At 69.5% G+C, this 22,509-nt stretch carries 18 protein-coding genes; 9 read left to right on the top strand and 9 right to left on the bottom strand.

Features of this window, described 5'->3' with window-relative positions; all coding sequences use genetic code 11:
* Positions 1–3: 3 nt before the first annotated feature.
* The 5 genes from ABFY20_RS01440 to ABFY20_RS01420 form a co-directional block, all read right to left on the bottom strand.
* Positions 4–1,956 carry a glycoside hydrolase family 127 protein gene (locus ABFY20_RS01440; RefSeq protein WP_368498170.1) on the bottom strand — a complete coding sequence of 651 codons (1,953 nt, stop codon included), beginning with the start codon at positions 1,954–1,956 and terminating at the stop codon, positions 4–6.
* 4 nt (positions 1,957–1,960) lie between these two features.
* Positions 1,961–2,779, bottom strand: a complete 819-nt coding sequence (locus ABFY20_RS01435; protein ID WP_368498169.1) for a carbohydrate ABC transporter permease — start codon at positions 2,777–2,779, stop codon at positions 1,961–1,963.
* Positions 2,776–3,756, bottom strand: coding sequence for a carbohydrate ABC transporter permease (locus ABFY20_RS01430; protein WP_368498168.1), 981 nt, complete (start codon positions 3,754–3,756; stop codon positions 2,776–2,778). Before ABFY20_RS01430 ends, ABFY20_RS01435 begins: the two co-directional genes overlap by 4 nt.
* A gap of 67 nt (positions 3,757–3,823) precedes the next feature.
* Entirely contained in the window at positions 3,824–5,086 is a 1,263-nt protein-coding gene (locus ABFY20_RS01425; RefSeq protein ID WP_368498167.1) for an extracellular solute-binding protein, read from the bottom strand.
* A 46-nt stretch (positions 5,087–5,132) separates the two neighbouring features.
* Positions 5,133–6,155 (bottom strand): LacI family DNA-binding transcriptional regulator, encoded by a 1,023-nt coding sequence (locus ABFY20_RS01420; protein WP_368498166.1) that lies wholly within the window; start codon positions 6,153–6,155, stop codon positions 5,133–5,135.
* Positions 6,156–6,381: 226 nt separating this feature from the next.
* Between ABFY20_RS01420 and ABFY20_RS01415 the strand changes: the two genes are divergently transcribed.
* Complete coding sequence (locus tag ABFY20_RS01415) at positions 6,382–9,414, top strand: LamG-like jellyroll fold domain-containing protein (RefSeq protein ID WP_368498165.1); 3,033 nt, start codon at positions 6,382–6,384, stop codon at positions 9,412–9,414.
* 56 nt (positions 9,415–9,470) lie between these two features.
* Here the strand turns inward: ABFY20_RS01415 and ABFY20_RS01410 are convergent, their stop codons facing one another.
* On the bottom strand, positions 9,471–10,475 hold the full coding sequence (locus tag ABFY20_RS01410; protein ID WP_368498164.1) for a LacI family DNA-binding transcriptional regulator: 1,005 nt from the start codon (positions 10,473–10,475) through the stop codon (positions 9,471–9,473).
* A gap of 124 nt (positions 10,476–10,599) precedes the next feature.
* Here ABFY20_RS01410 and ABFY20_RS01405 point away from each other — a divergent pair, with 124 nt between their 5' ends.
* The 6 genes from ABFY20_RS01405 to ABFY20_RS01380 all read left to right on the top strand — a co-directional run bounded on the left by ABFY20_RS01405 (position 10,600) and on the right by ABFY20_RS01380 (position 16,728).
* The gene (locus tag ABFY20_RS01405) at positions 10,600–11,967 is read left to right on the top strand and encodes an ABC transporter substrate-binding protein (RefSeq protein WP_368498163.1); all 1,368 of its coding nucleotides are present in this window, start codon (positions 10,600–10,602) and stop codon (positions 11,965–11,967) included.
* 16 nt (positions 11,968–11,983) lie between these two features.
* Complete coding sequence (locus tag ABFY20_RS01400; RefSeq protein WP_368498162.1) at positions 11,984–12,862, top strand: carbohydrate ABC transporter permease; 879 nt, start codon at positions 11,984–11,986, stop codon at positions 12,860–12,862.
* Positions 12,863–12,865: 3 nt separating this feature from the next.
* Positions 12,866–13,786 (top strand): carbohydrate ABC transporter permease, encoded by a 921-nt coding sequence (locus tag ABFY20_RS01395; RefSeq protein WP_368498161.1) that lies wholly within the window; start codon positions 12,866–12,868, stop codon positions 13,784–13,786.
* A gap of 7 nt (positions 13,787–13,793) precedes the next feature.
* Positions 13,794–16,034 (top strand): glycoside hydrolase family 2 protein, encoded by a 2,241-nt coding sequence (locus ABFY20_RS01390; protein WP_368498160.1) that lies wholly within the window; start codon positions 13,794–13,796, stop codon positions 16,032–16,034.
* A 107-nt stretch (positions 16,035–16,141) separates the two neighbouring features.
* On the top strand, positions 16,142–16,387 hold the full coding sequence (locus ABFY20_RS01385) for a CopG family ribbon-helix-helix protein (protein WP_368498159.1): 246 nt from the start codon (positions 16,142–16,144) through the stop codon (positions 16,385–16,387).
* Positions 16,381–16,728, top strand: a complete 348-nt coding sequence (locus ABFY20_RS01380) for a type II toxin-antitoxin system PemK/MazF family toxin (protein ID WP_368498158.1) — start codon at positions 16,381–16,383, stop codon at positions 16,726–16,728. Before ABFY20_RS01385 ends, ABFY20_RS01380 begins: the two co-directional genes overlap by 7 nt.
* Here the strand turns inward: ABFY20_RS01380 and ABFY20_RS01375 are convergent.
* From ABFY20_RS01375 to ABFY20_RS01365, 3 genes are all read right to left on the bottom strand, one after another.
* Positions 16,712–17,398: a hypothetical protein gene (locus ABFY20_RS01375; RefSeq protein WP_368498157.1), complete on the bottom strand. Its 687-nt coding sequence runs from the start codon at positions 17,396–17,398 to the stop codon at positions 16,712–16,714. The genes ABFY20_RS01380 and ABFY20_RS01375 overlap by 17 nt on opposite strands.
* A gap of 175 nt (positions 17,399–17,573) precedes the next feature.
* The gene (locus ABFY20_RS01370) at positions 17,574–18,644 is read right to left on the bottom strand and encodes a lactonase family protein (protein ID WP_368498156.1); all 1,071 of its coding nucleotides are present in this window, start codon (positions 18,642–18,644) and stop codon (positions 17,574–17,576) included.
* A complete protein-coding gene (locus ABFY20_RS01365; protein ID WP_368498155.1) occupies positions 18,628–19,767 on the bottom strand; it encodes an alanine racemase in 1,140 nt (379 codons plus the stop codon). Before ABFY20_RS01365 ends, ABFY20_RS01370 begins: the two co-directional genes overlap by 17 nt.
* A 93-nt stretch (positions 19,768–19,860) precedes the next feature.
* Here ABFY20_RS01365 and ABFY20_RS01360 point away from each other — a divergent pair, with 93 nt between their 5' ends.
* Entirely contained in the window at positions 19,861–20,997 is a 1,137-nt protein-coding gene (locus ABFY20_RS01360) for a mandelate racemase/muconate lactonizing enzyme family protein (protein WP_368498154.1), read from the top strand.
* On the top strand, positions 20,994–22,499 hold the full coding sequence (locus tag ABFY20_RS01355; protein ID WP_368498153.1) for an amidohydrolase family protein: 1,506 nt from the start codon (positions 20,994–20,996) through the stop codon (positions 22,497–22,499). Before ABFY20_RS01360 ends, ABFY20_RS01355 begins: the two co-directional genes overlap by 4 nt.
* The last annotated feature ends 10 nt before the right edge of the window (positions 22,500–22,509 follow it).

The following is a 22,509-nucleotide window of genomic DNA, read 5'->3' as shown; positions in this document are numbered from 1 at the left end:
ACATCACCCTGCCGTCGGCAGGAAGACCCGCATGGTCGACGGACCCCGCTCGGCCCAGCGGTGGTACGGGATGAGGGTCACGTCGAGGGGCTCGGTGCCACCGTCGGGCTCGCCGTTCGCGCTGTACGGGAGCGGTTCGGTCGCGGCAGGCGCGACCACCACCTCGCCGGCGATGCGCGCACCGTCGGCCAACGGCTCCGGTTCGACGTCGGTTCGCACCCGGATGCCGTCGATGCCCGCCCCCGCGGGGAGGTCGGTCGACTCGAGGCAGAGCACCAGGGGTCCGCGCTCCACGGCGACGGTGCCGCGCACGGCGTCGATGCGCCGGTCGGGCCAGGTGAGACGGGGATGCAGGGGCAGCTCGAGCGTCACACTGTCGCCGGGGGCGAACTCGCGGCGCACATCGGCCCAGCCCTGGCGCACCGGCGACGCGTCACCGGCGCCGTCGGTTCCGCCGACACGGAGGGTGGCGGTGTCCGCCCAGGCGGGAACGCGCATCCGGAGTCTCGCCTCCCCCACCGGCGCCTCGACGACTCTGACGACGACCGTCGAGGTGCGCGGGTAGTCGGTCTCGACGACGAGGTGAAAGCCTCCCAGCCTGATCTCGCCCGCTGCATACTGCAGCAGGGCGACCCCCTCGTCGTCGGCAGCCGCCGTGTACGCGCCGAGGGAGGCGAGGGTGCGCGCGACGTTGGTGGGGCAGCACGAGACGTCGAACCACGGTGCGCGCACTCCGCCTTCGGCCCGGTTGTTCACGCCGTCGGCGGCGGCTTCACCCGCCTCCCGTTGGTGCAACGGGTTGGCGTAGAAGAACGCCCGGCCGTCCGCGCTCGGCGAGGTGGCGATGACGTTGAAGAGGGTGCGTTCGATGAGATCGGCGTAGCGCACCTCTCCGGTGGCCAGGTAGAGCCGCCAGGCGAGCATGATCGAGCCGACACCCGCGCAGGTCTCGCAGTAGGCGCGGTCGGCCGGCAGCTCCCAGTCGTCTCCGAACCCCTCGTCCTGGTGCCGCGAACCCATGCCCCCGGTGAGATAGGTGCGGCGCCCGACCGTGTTCTCCCACTGCGAGGCCACGGCCTCGAAGAGCTCGTCGTCGCCGGTCTCCACCGCCACGTCGACAGCGCCGGCGGTGAGGTAGAGCGCCCGCACGGCATGGCCGCGCAGCACCGTCGCATCGCGCACGGGAACGTCGTCCTGGAAGTACTCGGCCGAGAGCAGGGGCCGCACGGGAAGTGAACCCTTGCCCCGCCGTTCAATGAACAGGCTCGCCTGTTCGAGGTAGCGACGCTCGCCGAAAGCGCGCCCCGCTTCGGCGAGCGCCACCTCTATCTCGGGGTGGCCGCACACCATCGCGCGGCCGGTCGGCCCGAATTCTTCGCAGAGCTGGTCGGCAGCGCGCCGCGCGAGCTGCACCAGCGTGTCGTCGTACCCGGTGCGGTGGCGTGCCACCGCCGCCTGCAGCAGGTGCCCGGCGTTGTAGAGCTCGTGCCCCATCGCCAGATCGGAGTACCGGGGAGGCAGGCCCGGATGCCCGAAGGCGGTGTCGAGGTAGCCGTCGGCATCCTGGGCGGCGGCGACCCGCTCGACGAGGGCGTCGAAGGCCGTGGTGAGCCCGGGGTCGGGTTCGGCTGCACGGCCGAGCTCCCAGGCCATCGCCTCGAGCAGCTTGTAGACCTCCGAGTCGGAGAACTGCCAACCCGGCCGGTCGGTGGTGGTCTCGCCGCGCGCCACCCGGTCGAAGTTCTCGATCCAGCCGAGGCGCTCCATCCAGTCGAGGCAGTGCAGCAGCGTCGCCGAGGCGTTGACACGCTGTCGCGACCCCCAGAACCCCTGCGGGTCGAAGCGCACGGCGGCGACCCCGGCCCCGCGGAGGGACCCCCGGGTGGGTGCCACCGGCACGTCGCGAGCGTCGTCTGATTCCTCGACCGCACGCGCGGTCACGAGTGGGAGCGTCACGTGGTCAGTCCTTCACTGCGCCGGCGGTGACACCGGCGGCGACGTAGCGCTGGGCGACGATGAGCAGGATCGCCGCGGGGATGGAGGCGACGACCGCGGTGGCCATGATGGCGTTCCACTGGGTCGTGTTGTTGCCGATGTACGAGTAGATGCCGAGGGTGACCGGTTTCAGCACCGAGTTGCGGGCGAGCGTCGACGCGAAGACGAAGTCCGACCAGGCCCAGAGGAAGGCGAACAGCGCTACGGTGAGCGCCGAGTTGCGGCTGAGGGGCAGCACCACCGACGTGAAGGTGCGCCAGGCGTTGGCGCCGTCCATGCGGGCCGCCTGCAGCAGCTCGCGGGGCAGTCCGCTCATGAACGCGGTGAACAGCAGCACACCGAAGGGTACGGCGATGGTGGAGTCGGCGAGGATGAGACCGCCCACGCTGTTGAGCAACCCCAGCCGCACGTAGATGGCGTAGAAGCCCATCGCCATGACGACCCCCGGAATCATCTGCGCCACGAGCAGCACGAAGTTGAGGGTGCGACCGCCGCGCATGTTGAGCAGCGCGATCGCGTAGCCGGCGGGTGCCGCGATCACCACGGTGAGCACGACGCAGCCGAGACCGATGATGAGGCTCGTGCCGAGGTTCGGCAGCTGCTGGCGCAGCACCTCGGCATAGCCCTCGAAGGTCGGGTCGACGGGGAAGAGGTGGGGCGGGCTGATGCGCAGGTCGGAGGTCTTCGTGAGAGAGACGTTCAGCATCCAGTAGACCGGGAAGAGCATCAGCACCGTGAAGACGATTCCGAGTGCCGTCTTCCAGAGCGGGCGGCGGGCGGTCATGAGTTCTCCTGACGTCGCTGCATCCTGAGGTAGAGGAAGCCGAAGACGAGTGCGATGACGATGAGGATGTTGCCGACGGCGGCGGCCGGCGAGAGATCGGGCTGACCGGTGCCGAACGCCTCCCGGTACGACCAGATGGCCAAGGTCGTGGTGGAGTTCGCGGGCCCGCCGCTCGTCATGATCCAGATGATGTCGACGACCTTCAGCGTGTAGACCAGGCCGAGCAGCAGCGTGATCGCCGACACCGGCCGCAGCAACGGGAACGTGATGCTCCAGAACTGGCGCCACGGGCCCGCGCCGTCGAGGGAGGCGGCCTCGTAGAGGTCGTCGGGGATGTTCTGGAGGCCCGAGTAGAGGATGACCAGGTTGAACGGGATGCCCAGCCAGATGTTCGCGATGACGACAGCGAGCATCGAGGTGTCTGGCGAGGTGAGCCAGTTGATCTGGCCGATGCCGAACGCCTGGAGGAAGGAGTTGACGATGCCGTTGTCGCTGTTGAGCATCCAGGCCCAGGTCGACCCCGAGACGATGAGCGGCAGCAGCCACGGCACGAGGAACAGGGCGCGCAGGATGCCGCTCAGCCGGAAGGTGCTGCGGAAGAACACGGCGAGCGCGAGGCCGATCACGTATTGGAACAGGAGCGAGGCCCCGACGAACACGACGGTGTTCCAGAGAGCCTGCGAGAACAGCGGCGACGTCACGACGTCGATGTAGTTCTGCAGGCCGACGAACTCGGCGTTCCCCTGCACGAAGGCCCGCACCGTGTAGTCGTGCACGCTGAGATCGATGCTGCGGATGAGCGGATACGCGTAGAACGCGGCCAGATACACCAGGAGCGGTGCCGCGAAGGCGACGGCGACCCAGCGGGAACCGTTCAGCCCGCCGCGGCGGCGGGGCTTGCGTGCGCCGCCTCCGGGGCCCTCCTCCGGAGGGGCGGGCGGAGTCGACAGGGCGGTCGGCGCCGTGGAGATGGTCATCGGGTGTCCTTCGTCGATCGGGTGCGGGGTGCCCCGGGGCGGGCTCAGGCCCGCCCCGGGGCGGGCGTCACTTGCCCTCGGTCGCCGACGCGGCGGCCTCCTGCGCCGTCTTCAGCGCATCTTCGGGCGTCGACGCACCCGAGATCGCGCTCTGCACGGCTGTCCACAGCTGCTCGGAGATCAGCGGGTAATCGGTTCCGAGGTTGTCGCTCGTGCGGCCCTTGGCAGCCTGCACCGCGGAGACCCAGGTCTCGAGTTCGGGGTGCTCCTCGAGCAGCTGGGTCTGCCCGTCCTCGGTCGGCGGGATGTAGTACGCGAACGTGTTCGCCGTCTCCACGAATCCCTCCGGAGTGGTCATGCAGTCGACGATCTTCTTGGTCGTCTCGTACCGGGAGGTGTCGTTCTGCACCGGAGCGATGATGAACTCGCCACCGGTCGGGGCAGGGGCGACGCCCGAGTCGACCGCGGGCAGCTCGATGACGCCCGTCTTGAACGACTGCTCGGCAGCGCTGTTGACCTGCCAGGTCCCGTTCTCGGCGAAGCCGAAGTCACCGGTGATGAACTCCTCCCAACTGGTGTTCTGCGAGTTGTTGATGACCGACTGCGGCGCGTAGCCGTTCTTCACCCAGTCGGTCCACAGCTGCAGCGCCTCGACCGCCTCGGGCGAGTCGAGCTCGGTCAGGTCGGCACCGGCACCCCAGAACCAGGGGAGGAACTGGAACGAGCCCTCTTCGGTGTTGATGCCGGCGAAGGTGATGCCCTTGTGACCGGCCGCGGTGACCTTCGCCAGGGCATCGGTGAGAGCCGGCCAGCTGGTGATGGAGGCGGGGTCGACACCGGCGGCGGAGAGGATGTCGGCGTTGTAGTAGAGCGCAAGGGTGTTCGCGCCGATCGGGATGCCGTAGTTCTTCCCGTCGAGCTCCCCGGCCGCGAGCAGGTTGGCGTCGATGCCCGAGGTGTCGAGGCCGAGCTCGTCGGTGGTGGTCAGCATGCCCGTCTCGGCGAGGGTCGACACGGCGGGGTTGTCGAGGAGGATCACGTCGGGCGAGGTCCCCTCCTGGGCGGCGAGCAGGGCCTGGTTGGTGAGCGATGTCGTGTCGTAGGCGGTGCGCTCGATGGTGACCCCGGCGTCTGTGCCGCAGGCCTGCACGCGGTTGGCCCAGTCGGAGCCCTCCTCGTGCTGGGGGTACGGGTCCCACCAGGTGTAGGTGCCGCCGCCCGCGGCGTCGGTCGACGAGCCGGTCGACGACGCGGAACAACCTGCGAGCGCGCCGACGGCGATCGCCGTGACCGCCAGGGCGATCGGCGCTCGAAGCTTCGTGGTGATCATCTGTTCCTCCTTGAACACGTCCGGGAATCCCGGACCTCTCGGTCGTTCAGTGGTGCTTCGGTGGTGCGGCGGTGCTGCCGCGGTCATCGAGTCGGGGCGCGATCAGATCGACGACGGTTGCTTCCGCATCGGTGGTTCCTTCGATGCGGGAGACGAGGTGCTCGACGGCTCGCCGGCCGAGCTCGTCGGCGGCGCTGTCGATGGCGGAGTACGGAAGGGAGAAGGTGCGGGCGAAGTCGTCGGAGTACCGGCCGATCACCGAGATGTCGCGGGGTGCCGACAGCCCACGCGTCTGCAGCACGCTGGGCAGCGCCGCCGCCGCAGCCTCGTTGTTGAGCAGCAGGCCCGTGGCGGCCGGATGCGCGTCGAGGAGGGCGTTCAGCTCGCGCCCGATCTCGGGCTGGCTCGACGAGGCGAAGGTGTGGTGCAGCTCGACACCCAGCTCGTCGGCGCGCTGCCGCGCGGAGTTGGCCAGCCTCCAGACGTAGCCGCCACCGCGCTGGAGCACGTGTTCGGGCTGGGAGACCAGGATGACGCTGCGGTGCCCGAGCCCGTGCAGGTGCTCGACCATCAGCCGCCCTGCCGCCGCGAAGTCGAGGTCGAACACGTCGATCCCCTGCGGGTCGCCCGGAAGGCCGACGAGCGAGCCGGGCTGGCTGGCGTTGCGCAGGATGTCGAGGCGGTCGTCGTTCTCGGCGACGTTGAGCAGCACGAAGCCGTCGACCATGCGCGAGTCGGAGATGCGGCGGAGGGCGGAGACCCCGTCTTCGTCGGTGATGAGGAGCGTGTCGTAGCCGCGCTCCCGTGCCTGATTGGTGACTCCGAGGATGTACTGCAGCATCGCGGGGGCGAACTCGTCTTCGAGGAATCGGGCGAGGAGCCCGAGCACCTTGGTCTGCGACGTGGCGAGGGCCCTGGCTCCGGCGTTCGGGGTGTAGCCCAGGCTGGCCACGGCTTCCGCCACCTTCGCCCGCACCTCGGGGGAGATCGACCGCTTGCCTGACAGCGCGTACGACGCGGTGCTGCGCGAGACGCCCGCAATGCGGGCGACGTCTCCGATCGTGGCCATGGGTCTCCTTCGACGGGTTTCGAATCGGTTCGACTCGAACCGGTTCGACCATACAAGTCCGAGGTCGGGAGTGCAACCGTTGATTAGGAACGCGTTCGATGCTTTACTCGGGGATCGAACCGGTTCGACGTTGGGTGCATCGCGGTCAGGACGGGTTCTTCCACTCGCTCGATCAACGGAGATGAAGCTGATGATGAGACCTTCTTCCCTACGCGACACCCCTCGCGTGGACACACCAGGCAGCACGCGCCGCCGCACTCCAGGGAGCCCGGCGCTCGGTCGCCGAGCACTCGCCGCCCTCGCCACGACCGCCGTCGTCACGGCGGGAGGGATCCTCGCGGTAGCCGCCCCCGCGGGTGCCGCCCCCGGGCCGAACGCCACCCTGGTGGTGGAGGCCGATCAGCCGTTCCGCCCCGTCACCACCATGGCGAGCGGATCCCTCTACGGGCTGGCGAGCGCGGGGGTGCCCTCGATCGACAAGATCCTCCCCATCAAGCCGCACACCTTCGTGCAGAAGCCCGAGGGCGGCACGCAGCAGCCCACGGGTGACGCGCTCTCCGTCGCCGACACGGCCGACGAGGCGGGAGCCGACGTGGTCATCCGTCTCGTCGACTACCTGCCCGGTTGGCCCTACCAGTACAACAAGGACGCCTGGCTCCCCGCTGTCGAGAAGATGGTCGACGACACCAAGGCGGCCGGCAAGCTGAATGTCGTCGCCTACGCCATCTGGAACGAGCCCGACATCACCTGGCGCACGACCAACGGGTCGTTCTTCGACCTGTGGACCGACACGTACCGGCTCATCCGCTCCCTCGACCCCGAGATGCCGATCCAGGGCCCGGCGTACTCCGACAACATCACGAGCATGCGCGCCTTCTACGAGCACGCGAAGGCAACCGACACGCTGCCCGACGTGCTCGAGTGGCACGAGCTCATCCGCTCCTCGAAGATCAAGGGGGACGTCGAGCAGGTGCGTGCCATCCTCGCCGACCTCGACATCCCCGAACCGCCCATCGACATCACCGAGTACGCGGCCCCCGCGGAGGTCGGACTCTCCGGCCCGCTGGTCGGCTACATCGCGAAGCTCGAGCGCTACGGCATCACCCGCGCCGAACTGCCGTTCTGGAACCAGTCGGGTGCGCTCGGCGATCTGCTCACCGGTCGCGACGGCGACCCCAACGGGGCCTACTGGCTCTACACCTGGTACGCGCAGATGAGCGGCGACATGGTCACCACGACCCCGCCGTCGAACGAGAGCCCGCTCGACGGCGCGGCATCCGTCAACGAGGAGGGCACCGAGGTGCGCGTCATCGCGGGCGGCAACAACGGGCCCACCGCGGTGAAGATCAACGGGCTCGACGAGCTGTCGCTCGGCGAGAAGGTGAACGTGCAGGTCGACTTCACCGCGTCGTACGGCCGCACGGTGAAGACGGATGCGCCCGTCACCATCTCGAACACCACCTACGAGGTGGGCGACGACGGTTCGATCTCGGTGCCGATCGTGATGAACCCCACGTACGGCTACCAGGTGATCGTGACCCCCGAGGGTGACCCCACCGACCTGGCCGGCACCTACACGCTGGGCAACGTGAACTCGGGCCTGCAGCTGGCCACGAAAGACGGGGCGACCGCCTCCGGCACGCCGGTCGTGCAGGCCGACGGCGCGAGCGCGACAGGTCAGAACTGGCAGATCGCCGCCGCGGGTCAAGGCCTCTACACGATCGAGCACACCCCGAGCGGGCGCGTGCTGTCGATCGCGGGAGCGGCAGCCTCGAACGGCGCCGCCGCGGTGATCGCCGACCCGACCGGCGCGGAGGAGCAGCTCTGGCAGCTCGTCCCCGACGGCAAGGGCAACGTGCGATTGGCGAATTACGCGACGGGTAAGACGCTCGGTGTGCTCAACCTCGACAAGGATGCCGGCGCGCCGGTCATCCAGTGGTCGGATGGGGCACCCACCTCGAACTGCCAGGTCGACGGAGCGCGTCAGGCCGGCAAGATCGGCACCGCGCTCGACTTCTGCAAGACGGCGTCGTACGGCTCCCTGCCCACGGGTGTCGTCAGCAGCCTGAACGGCGACTGGTCGATCTCCACCTGGATCAAGCCGGGCGCTCTGACCAGCTGGTCTCGCGTGTTCGACTTCGGTACGGGTCAGAGCAGCAACATGTTCCTCACCATGAACGCCGGTGGGGCGGGGCCCCGGTTCGCGATCACGGCGAGCGGCGCCGGCGCTGAGCAGCAGCTCACCTACGGCGGGCAGAACTTCCCGCTGAACGAGTGGTCGAACGTGGTCATCACCGTCGCGGGGAACCAGGGCACGATGTACCTCAACGGAGCTGTCGTGGCGACGAATCCGAGCATGACGACGAAGCCGTCTGCTCTCGGCAACACGAACCGCAACTACCTCGGCAAGTCGCAGTACAGCGACCCGGCCTACGACGGCGCGATCGACGATTTCGCCATCTACGACCGGGCTCTGTCGACCGCCGAGGTCGCCGGGCTGGCCGGTGGCCAGGCAGCAGCGGGTACGGTCGCCCAGTACGCGTTCGACGAAGCATCCGGAACCACCCTGCAGGACTCCTCGGGGAACAACCGGAACGGCACGATCGTGCTCGCGGCCAACGGCACCACCACGAGCACCGCGACCGACGCCCAGACCGCCGACCGGTTCTGGACCCTCACGCCGGCTGAAGTGCCCGACACCACGAAGCCCGCGGCCACCCTGGTGTCGCCCACCACGGCCGGCCCGTTCTCGTCGCTGGCCATCCAGGTCGACGCGAGCGACGACCGCGGTCTCAAGCGCATCGTCGCCAACATCTACAAGGACGGCACGCTCGTGAAGAGCACGCAGTCCCCGGTGGCCGACGGCGCGACGAGCGGGTCGCACACCGCCACGGTGACGCTGCCCGACGGCGCCTACACGATCAGATACAACGCGGAGGACCTCGCGGGCAACATCGCCCCGACCGGGTCGTTCGCGGTGACCGTCGACGCCACGGCGCCCACCGTCACCGTCAAGACCGAGCCGTCGTTCACCACCGGTGCCGACGGGGTCTTCGACCAGGTCAGCTACAAGCTGCACGACGCGGGCCAGATCGACAAGCTGACAGTCAACGGAGTCGTGAAAGAGCTCACGAACAACGCGTGGTCTGACGTGAACTTCATCAAGCCGGGAGTCTTCGGCGCGGTGAAGGGCGCGAACACCCTCGTCGTCTACGACGTCGCGGGCAACACCACCACGGTCGAGTTCACCCTGAACTGACCCCACCCGATGGCGCCTCGCACTCGTGCGGGGCGCCATCGGCGCGTGCCCGCCCCTCAGCTGCTCTCGCGCACGATGAGGCGGTGGGGCGCGACCACCTCGACGGCCTCGCGGTCGGGGTCGTCGATGCGCTCGGCGATGCGCGCCACGGCCTGCGCCGCGATGAACGGGGTGTCGAGCGACACGGTGCTCAGCGAGGGCCTGGAGTAGCGGCCCTCCTCGATGTCGTCGATGCCGACGATCGCGATGTCGTCGGGAACGCGCAGCCCCGCGTCGAAGACGGCGCGCATCGCACCCATGGCGAGCAGGTCTGAGTAGCAGAAGATCGCATCAGGGGCCTCGGCCGAGGCGAGCAGCTCGCGCGCCGCGGTGTATCCGTCGGCGCGGCTGTAGTGGGCGGCAGGCCGGGTGAGCGAGGGCACGAAGTCGAGTCCCGCGGCGGCGAGCGCCTGCCGGTACCCGGCGGTGCGCTGCTGCGGCGTCGCGTAGCCCTCGGCGGGCTGGGTGCCGATGGCGCCGATGCGGGTGCGGCCCGCGGCGGCGAGGTGCAGAACCGCGTCGGCGGCGGCCTGCACGTTGTCGATCGCCACGTGGTCGAAGCGCCCGTCGAAGTCGTGCTCCCCGAGCAGCACGAGCGGCATGCCGCTGCGGGCGTTCATCTCGCGCAGCTCCGCCTGGGTGACGAGCGGGCTGAACAGGATGCCGTCAAAGAGCATGGTGCGATCGCCGCCGGTGAGCAGTTCGCGCTCCCGTTGATGGTCGTGCCCGGTCTGGTCGATCATCACCCGGTAGCCGAGCTCGCCGGCCGCGTTGATGACGTCGCGTGCCAGCTGACTGAAGTAGGGCACGTCGATCTCGGGCACCACGAGCGCGAGCACCCCCGTGCGACCGGTGCGCAGGGTGCGGGCGACCGGATTGGGCCGGTAGTCGAGCTCGTCGATGGCCTTGAGCACGCGGGCGCGCATCCGATCGCTGACGTGCTCGTAGCCGCTCACGACGTTCGAGACGGTGCGGATGGAGACGCTCGCCCGCTCGGCGACGTCGCGCAGCGTTGCCGGCATGCCTCAGCCTCCTTGCACTCGAACGGAATGTCGGATGCCGCCAGCATAGCGTTTGCATCGTGTGCAAACACGGGCTACAGTTTTGCCTACGTTGGCAAACGCACAGTCACGAAGGAGTGTCCCCTTGCACCAGCACCTGCCCCGAGTGGCGAGCCGGGCCGCCGCGCTCGGCCTCGCCGCCGCCGTCGCCGTCGGGCTGACGGCCTGCGGCCCCGACATCGGCTCCGCCTCCCCCACCGACTCCGCCGCCGACCTGCTCCAGCTCCCGGCCGAGGAATCTCCCTCGGGCGAGATCACCATCTGGGACAGGTCGGGCGACCTGTTCGAGGTGTTCGACGAGGCCATCGCCGACTTCAACGAGAAGTACCCCGACGTGAAGGTGAACCACGAGTCGGTCGACATCGACGCGAAGCTGCAGAACACGCTCATCACGGGCACCGACGTTCCCGACGGCGTCTTCCTCGACGACGCGAAGATCGCCGGCTTCAGCGACTACCTCTGGGACCTCTCCGACGTGCTCGCCCCGTACTCGGGCGACATCGCGCCGCAGAAGCTCGACGTCAACACCGTCGACGGCGGCATCTACGGAGTGCCCTTCGACTCGAACCCGGGCCTGCTCTACTACAACGCCACGGCGCTCGAAGCAGCCGGGGTCGACGCGACGACGATCACCACCTACGACGAGCTGCTCGACGCGGCGCGCGCCTACAAGCAGGCGGTGCCGAGCGCTGCCCCCATCCACCTCGAGCAGTCGCCCTTCCTCGGGCAGCTGCAGCTCGAGATGTACGCCAGTCAGCTCGGCACCAGCCTCGCCGACGCCGACGGCCAGCTGCGACTCGACAGCCCCGAGTACGAGCAGATCCTCACCTACCTCGACACCGTGCAGAAGGAGGGGCTCGGCACCCGCGCCGAGTACCTCGGCCCCACCGACATCGCCGAGCTCGAGAACGGCAACCAGGTGTTCTACCCCTGGGCGATCTGGTTCGACTTCGCCCCGCAGCAGCTGCTCACCGAGACCCAGGGCGACTGGCGCGCCATGCCGCTCCCGGCCTGGGAAGACGGCGGCGCGCGCAGCGGGGCGATGGGCGGCTCGTCGTTCGCCATCCCGAAAGACGCCGAGAACCCCGAGCTCGCCGCGCTGTTCTACAGCTTCCTGATGTTCGACGAGGCCGGCTACAGCACCGTCTGGGGCCCGAACTCGGTCTACCCGGCCGGGCTCAACACCTCGATCCCGAGCTACTTGCCCGCCGCCGACCCGAGCACGCCACTGTTCGAGCCGGTGCCCGCGCTCGGCGGCCAAGACCTCTGGGCCGTGGCCACCAAGGCGGGCGCCGAGATCCCGGCGAGCGTTCCGACACCGTCGTGGTGGGCGGGTGCCGTCGACTACCTCGGCACGAACATGCAGCGCATGCTCGACGGCGAACTCACACCGAGCCAGGTGCTGGAGCAGTCGAGCGACGAGATCCAGACCAACCTGATCGACCGGCAGTAGGGCGGCGCAGCAGACCATGACCGTGATGACCGCCGCGCGGGCCCGGCGCAGACTGGCTCCTTATCTGTTCGTGCTCCCGTTCGTCGCGGTGTTCCTCGCGTTCAGCGTCTACCCGCTCATCTTCACCGCCCGCCTGAGCTTCACCAACTGGCGAGGCTCAGGCGCGGCGGAATGGGTGGGCTGGGACAACTACACCTACCTGCTGACGAGTCCCGGGTTCTGGAACTCGCTCGCGAACTCGGGCGTGCTGTGGCTGCTCATCATCCCCGCGCAGCTCGTGATCGCCCTCGTCGCCGCGGTGCTGCTCGACAACGCGAAACTGCGCCTGCGCGGCTTCTACCGGGTGGCGTTCATCGTGCCCTTCGTCACCCCGCTGGTGGCGGTGGCGCAGATCTGGGTGGTCGTGTTCGACACGAACTACGGCGCGGTGAACGGCCTGCTCGGGCTGGTGGGGCTTCCGGATGTCGGATGGCTCACCACGAGCGAGTGGGCGAAGCCGACACTCGCACTGCTGTTCCTGTGGAAGACGACGGGGTTCATCATCATCATCCTGCTGTCGGGCCTGCAGTCGATCGACTCGTCCGTCTACGAGGCCGCGTCGCTCGACGGGTCGAGCAGGCTGCGCACGCTCTGGAGCATCACCGTTCCGCTGTTGCGGCGCACCATCATGTTCGCGGTCGTGCTGCAGACGCTCGCGGTGTTCCAGATGTTCGCCGAGCCGTTCGTGGTCACCCAGGGCGGGCCGTACAACTCCACCACCACGGCCGGCTACTACCTCTACAACCACATCACGCGCGCCGACCTCGGCACGGGAGCCGCCAACTCCTTCCTGCTCGTGATCATCGTCATGGCGCTGTCGCTGCTGTTCGTGCGACTTCTGCGAGCGAAGGACTGACGGATGACCGCACTCACCACACCGCGGAGCGCGAACGACACCCGCTCCCCAGCCACCGCCGTCACCCGCAACCCGTCGCGGCGCTCGCGGCCTGCGATCGGCTCGCAGCTGTTCCTCGTGCTGCTCACCGTCGCGTTCCTCGCGCCGGTGGCCTGGGCGCTGCTGTCGGCGTTCAAACCGGCGAACGACATCATCCGCTCGCCTCTGCTGTTCGACCCGTCGACCTTCACCCTCGACAACTACACGGCGATGTTCGCCGACGTGCCCATCGCATCCGGGTTCGTGAACACCGCGATCGTGCTCGTGTTCAAAGGCGCCATCACGCTGTTCTTCGCCCCGCTCGCGGCCTTCGCCTTCGCGAAGTACTCCTTCATCGGCAAGAACCTCATCTTCGGCGCGGTGCTCATCAGTCTGATGCTGCCGACGATCGTGCTCATCATCCCGCTGCTGCTGGAGATGAAGGAGCTGGGGTGGGTGAACACCTACCAGGCGCTCATCCTGCCCGGGGCCGTCGACGCCTTCGCCATCTTCTGGATGCGCCAGGTCATCAGCGCCGTGCCCGACGAACTGCTCGACGCGGCACGCGTCGACGGGTGCAGCGAGTTCGGCATCTTCTGGCGCATCGTGCTGCCGGTGATCAGGCCCGGGCTCGCGGGGCTCGCGGTGCTCACCGTCATGAACATCTACAACGACTTCGTCTGGCCGGTGGTGATCGCCTCGTCGGAGCGCATGGCGACGCTGCAGGTCGTCTTGTCGACCCTTTCCCAGAACATCACCGGCAACCGCATCGGTGCCGACTACGCGACCGTGACCGGTGAGCTGCTCGCCGCCAGCTCGGTCGCCCTCATCCCGCTGCTCGTGCTCTTCATCGCACTGCAGCGCCATTTCATCAACGGAATCCTCGCTGGAAGCGTGAAGGGCTGAACCACCCATGACCATCGCGACAGAACTCGCATCCCCCTCCCCCTCGGCTGCTGCGGCCTCGTCGGCCTCTTCGGCCGACTCCGCGTCGGGCGCCGCGCCCGCCGTGCCGCCCTTGCTCGTGCCGAAGGGCGAGTACCCGCGCCCCGACCTCGACCGCTCGGAGCGCTGGCAGAGCCTCAACGGCGAGTGGGACTTCTCGAGCATCGACGGCGAGGCCCGCATCACCGTGCCCTTCGCCTGGGAGACCCCAGCCTCGGGCATCGAGCGCACCTGGCTCGAGGCGGCGACCTACCGGCGGGCGCTCGCGGTGCCCGCCTCCTGGGCGGATGCCCGGGTCGTGCTCTGCTTCGGCGCCGTGCACCACCGCGCCACCGTCTCGATCGACGGCGTCGTCGTCGGCACCCACGTCGGCGGGTACACCTCCTTCGAGTTCGACGTGACCTCGCACCTCACCGCCGGGCGGGATGCGGTGCTCGAGGTCGCCGTGGAGTCACCGGCCGACAAGCGGTCGATCGTGCACGGCAAGCAGCGGTCGATCCCCCGCGACGACTACGACGGGGTGTCGTTCACCCCCACCTCGGGCATCTGGCAGAGCGTGTGGGTGGAGGCGCGGGGGCGCACGTACGCGCGGTCGGTGACGCTGCGGGGGGACAGTCTCAAGGGGATCGACGTCGCTGTGGAGCTGGCGGGTGATGCTCCCGCGGGGGCCGCGGTGCGCACCCGGGTGCTGGGTGAAGGGGCGGCTCCTGCGGCCGGGGTGGCGACGGATGCGCGTGCTGAGTCAGCAACGGATGCTGCGGGCGGCCTGCACCCCGTCGACGCCGAGCTGCGCCTCACCGCCGACGCGGCCGGCCGCGCAAGCGGGCGCCTCGAGATCGGCTCGCCGCAGCTGTGGTCGCCGGCCGACCCGCACCTGTACCGCGTCGAGGTGATCGTGGGCGAAGGCGCCGGGGCCGACCGGGTCGTCGCCACCACCGGACTTCGCTCCCTCGAATGGAACGACGGCGGGCTGCGCCTGAACGGCGACCGCCTGTACCTGCGCGGCGTGCTCGACCAGGGCTACTGGCCCGAGACGGGCCTCACCGCACCGAGCGACGAAGCGCTGCTCGCCGACCTCGATCTCGCCCGCGAGCTCGGCTACACGATGGTGCGCAAGCACCTCAAGCTCGAGGAGCCGCGGTGGCTCCACCGCGCCGACGAGCTCGGCATGCTCGTCTGGGCCGAGCCCGCAGCGCCCAGCCGCTTCAGCCCCGAGGCAGCGGCCCTGTTCGAAGACCAACTGGAGCCGATGGTGCGACGCGACGGCAATCATCCGTCGATCGTGGTGTGGGGGCTGTACAACGAGGAGTGGGGGCTCGACTGGGACATCCCGGGCAGCCGCCGCCGCGCCGAGGCCGCCGCTCACGCCTACGACACGATGGCGGCCCTCGACCACACCCGCCCGCTGGTCGAGAACTCGGGCTGGGCGCACGTGAAGAGCGACCTCGTCGACTGGCACTACTACGAACCAGACCCCGCGACCTGGGCCGAGAACGTGCGCGACCTCGCCACCGGGGTGCGAGAGGCGTTCCCCGTGAAGCTCGGGCCCGACTTCGTTGTCGACAAGAGCCTTTACGGGTCGGACGAGTTCCCGCGCACGGGCGTGCCGCTGCTCAACAGCGAATACGGCGAGGGCTACACCAGCCTCGAACGCGCCTGGCACCTGCGCTGGCAGACCCAGGAGCTGCGCCGGCACGACCGCTACTCGGGCTACGTGTACACCGAGCTCGCCGACGTCGAGCACGAGAACGCCGGCCTTCTCGACGCCGACCGCCGCCGCAAAGACTGGGGCGGCCTCCGCCCCGCCGACGTGAACGCCGACACCGTGCTCGTCGTCGACCTCGTGCCGCGTGCGGCCGGCGCCGACATCGAGGTGCCTCTCGAGGCGTTCGAGCTGACGGTGCGCGTGTCGCACCACGGGGCGGATGCGGTGGCCGGGCGAGTCGAGGCCGCGTGGATCGCGGCGGGCGCGCCGCTGCCGGCGTCGCCCCACGGTGAAGCCTCCTCCGCCGCGGTCCCTGCGGTGTCGCCCTTCGTGCTGGGCGCTCCGGTGACGCTCACGATCGAGCCGCCCGCTGCATCCGCTCGCCTCGCGCTGTTCTTCGTCGACGAGACGGATGCGGTGCGCGCACGCAGCTACCTCGACGCCGCCCCCGTCGAGGCCCCCAACCGCCGGGGCGCGCGCCCCGCGCCCACTCCCGCCCCCTGAGGGGCGGGCACCAGCCGTGGCGCGCGTCCCCCTGCCAACGTGGCGCGCGCCACACTCCTGCGCGGCAGGGCTGGGATGGCCCGGTATAACCCGTTGTACTTCATCCCATGAAGACCGCCATCTCGCTCCCCGACGATGACTTCGAACGGTTCGACCGGGTCGCCGCGAGGCACGGGATGAACCGCTCGGAGTTCTTCCGCGCGGCCGCGAGCCGGTATGCCGACGAGCTCGACGGCGACAAGGAGCTCACCCGCCTCGCCGACGCGGTCATCGCCCGGGCCGGCCAGCCCTCGGCCGACGGCGAGTTCGAGCGCGCGGCAGAACGACGGATGCTGGAGCACACCGAGTGGTGATCGCTCGCGCCGACATCGTCTGGGTCGACTTCGGGTCGCCCCGCGGGTCGGAGTCGGCGAAGGTGCGACCCGCGATCGTGCTGCAGGAGGAGTGGCTGCTCGCCACCACGATCAACACCGTCGTCGTGGTGCCGCTGACCTCGAACACCACGCTGGAGGCCTTTCCGGGCAACGTGCTGCTGCCCGCAGAGGCCTCGGGGCTCGAGAAGGACTCGGTAGCAGTCGTGTCGCAGCTCGGGCCCGTGAGCCGCGAGTTCATCGAGCCCTACCCCGCAGGGCGTGTGCCGCTCCACTTGATGGCCCGGGTGATGGAGGGGGTCAGGCTCACGATCGGGTTGTGACGCCCGCGTTGGTCGAAGGCCCTGGCGCTTTCCTGCGCCGCGGCAGGAGGGTCAGGCTCACCCAGGTCTCGAGAGGTGTGCCGGGCCGGAGCCACGGGGCCTCCCCGGCCGCAAGGGCGCCGTCGAGCGAGGGCGTGAGCGCCGACTGGGGCTCCACCGCGATGGCCCTCGGCCCGTCGTGCGCGGCCGTCGGCCCGGGATCTTCGACCCACAGCCACATCGCAGGGTAGGTGACGACGTCCCACTCCACGATGACGCGACGGCTCGTGGTGCGGAGCTCTGCTCGCCCGTCGCCGCTCGGAGCGAAAAGCATTCGTCGATCGGGAGGTACGATCCGCGAGACCTCTCTTCCGCGGCCGGAGGGGGATGGCAGGTCGATCTGCAGCTCGTCGTCGAGGAGCCTCGGGCCGAACGTGATGTGCTGCCCGAGCAGATACGGCACGACGAGCCCACCCGTGTTCTCGAGTCGGGTGCGCACCTCGAGCCGGTCGCCCTCGAGGAAGATGGAGCGGGTCGCGCGAATCGGCAGGGAGCTGCTGGTGGTCGCGACGACCAGCAGCTGGCCGGCACCACACCTCGCCAGGTCGATCAGGCGCCACCGCACGTCCCTCACGTCGCCGTGCCGGGGAACGCGCGGGTCGAGCGATTCGGGACCGGCGTTCGGGAGCAACTCGAACCATCCGCCGATATCACCGTGGGCGGCCGACGGTGGACTCTCGAGGAGGATGTTGCCCGGGCACCCCGCATGTTCGAGAGAAGTGATTCGCGCGCCCCGCGTCAGGTCGACACGAGCGATGAGTCCTGTCGACGTCAGCTCGATGAGCCGGCGCGAGTCAGTGCCGGGATCACGAGCGATGGGACCGCTCCAGCAACCAGCCCGGCTCGGGTACCGCGAACGATCGGGTCGCACCCTCGGGAACGCCCGCGACCAGGTTCGTGACGCTCACGAGCGACGAGTGCCACCAGGCCACGAGCATCCGGTCGCTCGTCACCGACAGGTGCTGCGGCCACGCCGCACCTGTCGTGAGCTCGGCACGAAGCACCGGCGCATCACCCGCGATCTCGAACACGGCCACCGTGTCAGCTCCACGGTTGGCGACATAGACGTGGGTTCGGTCGGGCGAGGCCGCGATATCGCTCGGGTAATTGCCCCCGCCCGCCTCGCCTCGGGAAACGGCCTCCGAATTCGCCGAACTCGGGGTCGTCTTCCACGTCGTGACCCCGGCACCCAACCGCCCCACCAGCACCGTCGAACTCAGTTCTCCGCTCACGGCCACGAGCACGCCCCCGCCCGAGCGGTCCTCGCCGAGCACGACGAGGTGCCGCGGCCCCGTTCCTGCCGGCACCGCCACCCCGGGGCGTTCGACGAGCGATCCGTTCTCGACGTCGAACAGGCGCACGAGGTCGGCGCCCAGGTCGGGCACGAGCACCGTGTCACCGAGGAAGACCGCCTGGTGAGGGTGCGGGGCGTCCTGCCGTTCGGCGTCGACCCCGCTCGCGCCTTGGAGCTTGACCACTTCACCATCGCCGATCGGCACTCCGTTCGGATCGAGGGCCCACAGTCGCAGAACTCCTCCATCAGCACCGCCGTACGCCACGACCACGAGGAGGGTCCCGTCGGGCGAGATCGCGAGGTGACAGGCCTCCTCGTAGCCGATCGCCACAGCGGCCAGGCGCCTGGCAGCGTCGCCCTCGAGGCCCCAGACCAGGAGCGTTCCGCCGCCGGCGGCCGACAGCCCGAAGACGACGGGCAGACGAGGATGCTCGCACAGCGCGGCGAGGTCGGCCACTGCATCCATGCGAAGGGCCTCCGATCCCGCGACGCGGTAGAGCCCCCCTTCGGAGCCGCGGCCGGCGACGAGGATCGCAGCGCTCCGGGAATCCGTGGGCGACGCTGCCTCAGTGGTCTCGTGCATCGATCGCCACCGCCCTCGTCGTCCCGTCTTGCGCGACGAGGACGAATTCGGGATAGAGCACGCTCGCCGAGCAACTGTGGTTGGGAATCACCGCCACCCTCTCGCCGACTCCGAGTGCATCGATCGCCGAGGCGGGCCCCTCGATCACCCCGACCTCCTCATAGAGCCGGGTGATCACCAGCTCCGGATGCCCGACGACGATGCCGAACCCCGTCGTGAGCGACGACATGATCTCTTTCGGGATCGCCTTCGAGCCGGCATCGATCAGCGCTCGGCCGGGTGCAGGGCGCCCGGTGACCGTTCCGACGACGAACAGCGCGCACTCCGACTCCGAGACCGAGCCGAGGGCCACCTGCGTGGCGTCGTTGTAGACGTAGTTTCCCGCCCGGAGTTCCGTCACGCGCTGGTCGGAGATCAGGGCGTCCGCCGCGGGAGTCGCACCGACGCTCACCGCCGGGGGCGTGAATCCGTCGGTGGTCGCGAGCTCGAACACCGCACCGATGGTCCGCGCGTCACGGCGAGCCGCCGCCGCGGCGGCGTCAGGCGACTCGGCCGCGTACAGGTGACCGCCGAAGCTCATCAGGCCGGCGAACCTCGCCGCCGGGTGGGATTCGATGGCGGCACGCACAGCATCCCAGGTGCGATCGGGGTGCGTGCCCGATCGAGAACTCCCGGTGTCGAGCTCCCAGTAGAAGCCGATCTCGACCCCCGTGGTTCGGGCGAGTTCGGCGACCCGCGCGACGCCCTCGACATGGTCGACGCAGAAGGTGAGCCTCGCCGCTGTGGCAAGCCGCTCGTAACGTGCGCTCTTCGCGTGGTCGACGGGCGCGAAGGCCGCAAGGATGTCTCGGTGGCCCGCTGCGGCGAACACCTCCGCCTCACCCAGTGTCGCGACCGTCACCGCCGACGCCCCCCGGTCGCGCTGGAGTCCCGCGACGAAGGTCGACTTGTGGGTCTTCAGGTGAGGCCTGAGCCGCACGCCTCGCGCCTCGGCGAGTGACTGCATCCGATCGATGTTCGAGCGCAAGGTCTGTTCCCGCACCACCAGGAGAGGGGTGGGATGAGACCCCGTCGCCTCGAGCAGCTGAGAGACCCGGGTCGCCTGAGTCGGATGGTCGGGCATGCGCCCTCCTTTGCATCACAGTTAACTGTTAACAGTTTATGTCATGATGGGTCGGGGCAGAGCGGCCCGCTGCACGAGGAACGAGGAACACTGATGAAGATTCGCGAGATCCGTATCGCCGGCCTACGCGGGGCGACCCCGCGCGGCGGGTGGACGATGGAATTGCGGCCCGACTCCTCGCTGCACACACTCGTCTCGGTGCACACGGACGACGGGCGGGTGGGGCTCGGCAGCGTCTTCACCCACGAAGCGCTGGTGCGCGGCGCCATCGAGGTGCTCAGCGAGCTCATCGTCGGGCGGGAGTTCACCTCACCCCCGGCGATGACCGAGGAACTGCACCAGCACACCTTCTGGATGGGCCGCGGCGGGTCGATCACCCACGCCATCAGTGGGATCAACATCGCCCTCTGGGATCTCGCGGGCCAGGCCTGGAACGCTCCCGTCTCGCGATTGATCGGCGGCGACTACCGCGACCGGGTGCGTCCCTACGCCTCGCTCTTGATGGACGAGCCCGGCCTCATGCGCGACAACCTGCTCGCTCTGTCGGCCCAGGGGTTCACCGCCTTCAAGATCGGTTGGGGGCGCTTCGGGCGCGACGACTCGGGCACCGACGAGCTCCTCGTGCGCACGGCGCGAGAGGCGATCGGCCCCGGCGCGCTCCTCGCGGTCGACGCCGGCGGGAGCGACGGATACTGGCACAACGGCGTGCGGTGGGCCCTCGACACGGCCCGCATGCTCGCCGATCACGATGTCGCCTGGTTCGAGGAGGCTCTGAATCCCGATGACATCGACGGGTTCGTGCGTCTCTCCGACGCCTCACCCGTGCCCATCAGCGGCGGGGAGACCCTCACCCGTCGTCAAACCTTCAGCCCCTACGTCGATCGCGGCGCCTTCGACATCGTGCAGCCCGATGTCACCAAGGTGGGCGGAATCGACGAGTTGATGGCCGTCGGGCGTCGCTCCGAAGACGCCGGGGTGAAGCTCGTGCCGCACGGCTGGAACACCGCGGTCGGGCTCGCTGCCGACCTGCACATCGCCGCGGCGCTGCGGTTCACCGACCTCGTCGAGTACTGCACGGGGTCGGCCTACATCGACGACCTCACCGTGGGCGGCTGGACCCTCGACAGCGACGGGCAGCTCGCCGTGCCCTCGGCTGCGGGACTCGGCGTCGAATGGGACGCCGACGCGCTGGAGCAGTACACCGGCGGTGTCGACCTGCTGACCCCGTGACCCCGACGTCTCCGAGCGCCTCCCCACCGGCGCACAGCAGTCTGCCCTTCGAGGGATACGTCATCGCCGGCGCGACAGTCGTCGACGGATCGGGGCGGCCGTCTCACTGCGCCGACGTGCGCGTGCGGGCCGGGCGCATCGCAGCAGTCGGACGGGTCGACCGCTCCGAGTCGGACCACGTCCTCGATGCCTCCGGGCTGGTGCTCTCTCCCGGATTCATCGACACCCACGCCCACGACGACACCGCCGCGCTGCACCAGCACGGGCTCCGGCCCAAACGCCAGCAGGGGGTCACCACCGTGGTCACCGGCAACTGCGGCATCGGCATCGCGCCCGGCAGCCCCGAGCTCGACGCCAGACTCTCCGCCGATCTCAAGGCTGTGCTGGGATTCCCTGCCCCGCCCCGGCTGCCGAGCTTCTCCTCCTTCGTCGATGCGCTCGACGCCGCCCCGCTGCAGTGCAACGTGCGACCGCTCGTCGCTCATGCAGCGCTGCGCTACCTCGCTGCACTGCCTGATCAGCGTGAACCTGCCGATGCCGGCGGGCGTCAGCGCCTTGCCGCACTCCTCGACGACGCGCTCGACCAGGGCGCGGCGGGAATGTCGACCGGTCTCGTCTACGAGCCGTGCAGCGCAGCGGACCCCGAAGAACTCGTCACGTTGGCCGCACGTCTAGCCGCACGTGGTGCGGTGTTCGCGGTGCACGTGCGCGACGAGGGCGCGCGACTGCTCCCCAGCCTCCGCGAGGTCATCGACGTCGCGCGCCGCAGCGCCTGCCGGCTGCACATCAGTCACCTGAAGGCGACGGGCCGTGGGAGCGTCGACCGGATGGAACGGGCGCTCGATCTCATCGATACGGAGCGCGCAGCCGGGGTCGACATCACCTTCGACGTGTACCCCTACGCGGCCGGGTCGACGGCCCTGCTACCGGCACTCCGGGCCGACGAGAACCGCGGCGAGCCGAGGAGCACCGTGCAGCTCACCTCGGTTCCTGGCGAACCCGAGCTCTCCGGGCGCTGGCTGAGCGATGTGGCCGAGGAGCGCGGACTGACCCTCGAGCAGACCGCCGCCATGATCCTCGACCGCTCGCCGTCGACTTCTGCGATCATCCACATGATGCACCCCGAATCGGTGAAGCTCGCCCTGGCGCACGAGGCCTGCTTCATCGGCAGCGACGGCCTGCCCTCCCCTGACGGACTGACCCATCCGCGCCAGTACGGCACCTTCCCCCGAGTGCTCGAGCGTTACTGCGGCACCGACGGTCTCACTCTGGAGCGCGTGATCAGCCGCATGACCGCCCTGCCGTCCGAGCGGTTCTCCGTGCCCGGGCGAGGAAGGATCGAGCCCGGCCTCGCCGCCGATCTCGTGCTGTTCGATCCGCTGCTCCTCGGCGAGACGGGCACCTATGAGCTGCCCGCGCAACGGCCGCGTGGAATGTCCGCCGTGTTGGTCGCCGGGCGGGCGGACGACGACGGGACCTTCGGCCAGGGCCAGGTGCTCTGACCCGCCCCGC

It is taken from the genome of Herbiconiux sp. A18JL235 (assembly GCF_040939305.1).
Taxonomy (GTDB): domain Bacteria; phylum Actinomycetota; class Actinomycetes; order Actinomycetales; family Microbacteriaceae; genus Herbiconiux.
The sequence above is the reverse complement of the archived record's forward strand: the minus strand, read 5'-3'. Positions and strand labels throughout refer to the sequence as shown.